Source organism: Collinsella sp. AF33-16, assembly GCF_003475325.1.
In the GTDB taxonomy this organism is placed as follows: domain Bacteria; phylum Actinomycetota; class Coriobacteriia; order Coriobacteriales; family Coriobacteriaceae; genus Collinsella.
In genome coordinates this window covers 81725-83152 of the sequence record NZ_QRQC01000012.1, presented here as the reverse complement: position 1 = coordinate 83152, position 1428 = coordinate 81725, and the positions used below count along the sequence as shown (strand labels likewise).

At 57.0% G+C, this 1428-nt stretch carries 1 protein-coding gene; it reads left to right on the top strand.

What is annotated here, in order from left to right; genetic code table 11:
• Positions 1–67 precede the first annotated feature (67 nt).
• A complete protein-coding gene (locus tag DWZ52_RS06155) occupies positions 68–889 on the top strand; it encodes a hypothetical protein (RefSeq protein ID WP_147352146.1) in 822 nt (273 codons plus the stop codon).
• The last annotated feature ends 539 nt before the right edge of the window (positions 890–1428 follow it).

Sequence of the window (1428 nt, the reverse complement as noted above, 5' to 3'; positions counted from 1 at the left end):
CGCCTAGGCGCGGTCCAAGAAATCGTCCGCACCCCCCTTTGTGTCTCAAATAGATCTCGTACTGGCTATGTACGAACTTTGCGGCTGGTTTTCTGTTTTCGAGCCGGCTCCCGCTGCCGAAATGCAGTTAAAACTGGCGGTAGAAAAGAATCGCAATTCCAGCACGCAGGATCTGTTCGAACTTGGAGAAGGCGAAGACGAGATTCCCTGGAAACGAGTTTATGCCCGCGCAACCGTAAAGGACCCAGATAGTGATGTCCAAACAAGCAAGCGTGAGGATGGAAGAGAGGTTACGAAACTCAAAGGTACTTCTCTTTGGATGAGAAAGCCGCTCATCGAACTGAGCGACCTGCATCGTTTCGCCGACAAGGTCAAAAGTCAAATGTGGGGAAAGCAGTTTTATGATGCCGCTCAGCAGGTTATCGGCATTGCTGCATCTCCACTCGAGGTTGCGGGGGTCCTGCTCCTAAGTCGTTCTCGACGTCTAGGTGGTTCAGGATTCAGATACGTGTACCTCAACGATTTAACCCCTCTATCCGAGGCTGCCCAAAGCATCGCTGGTCAAAAGGTCTGCTACGGGGACATCGTGATTGTAAACCCAATGCTAATGAAGGCAGTAATTATCGAGATCCAAGGTGAAGTCATCCATGGATCAGGCGCGGTACTTGACCACGATGCGGAGCGTATGACTGCGCTTCAGAGCATGGGTTTCGACGTGTTCCTGGTAACCCACGATATGCTTAACGACAAAAAGCAGCTAGACATCATAGTCAAAAGCGTTTGCAGCCGTTTGGGGATTCGATATAAAGCCAAATCCGAGGCAATGAAGTGCGCCGAGACGCGACTGCGAGCAAATGTTTTGTGCAACTGGATGGACATCGGAAATTAGCCGGCGATAAGGAACTAGAACGATCTAGTTTGTTTGCCAGTGAATTAGTGTCATTTCAAAACTATGCCGGATTACGGGGCTGGACCCGGACCGGCCGTCCATACCCTGCATTTCACGGAATGCGCAAGTCGCCTACCTGCGGTCTTGATTTTGCCGATTGCGGCATGCTCGGGGCTTCCCGGCCTGGCCCCGTAAACCGGCATGGTTTTGAAATCGCCGGGCGGGCGGGGGCGCGGCTGGACCCGATAGTGGGCCCGGCGCCGGCGGGACGGCCGTTGGGCGGATGGCGGACCGCGCTGCGGAGGCGGTGAACGGCGGACGGCGGGATTCGAGATGCCCCGAGGGCGCCGGGGAGGAGGGCGGCGGCGTGGCCGCCGCCCGCGGGGCGCGTCCCCGCGAGCGGAAAGGGCATCGCGGGGCTTCGGGGCCCGTTCCCGCGCCTGCATCCGCGGCCGGCTGCGTTCCCACGCCGCGCGGGGCGAAAGTTTTTCCGAAATTGTCCTTGCATCGGCGGGGGAGTTCCCGTATAGTACTTCTTT

Bases quoted from the DNA above. Each gene is read 5' to 3' on its own strand.
- DWZ52_RS06155 (WP_147352146.1), top strand. From the start codon at position 68: ATGTACGAACTTTGCGGCTGGTTTTCTGTTTTCGAGCCGGCTCCCGCT.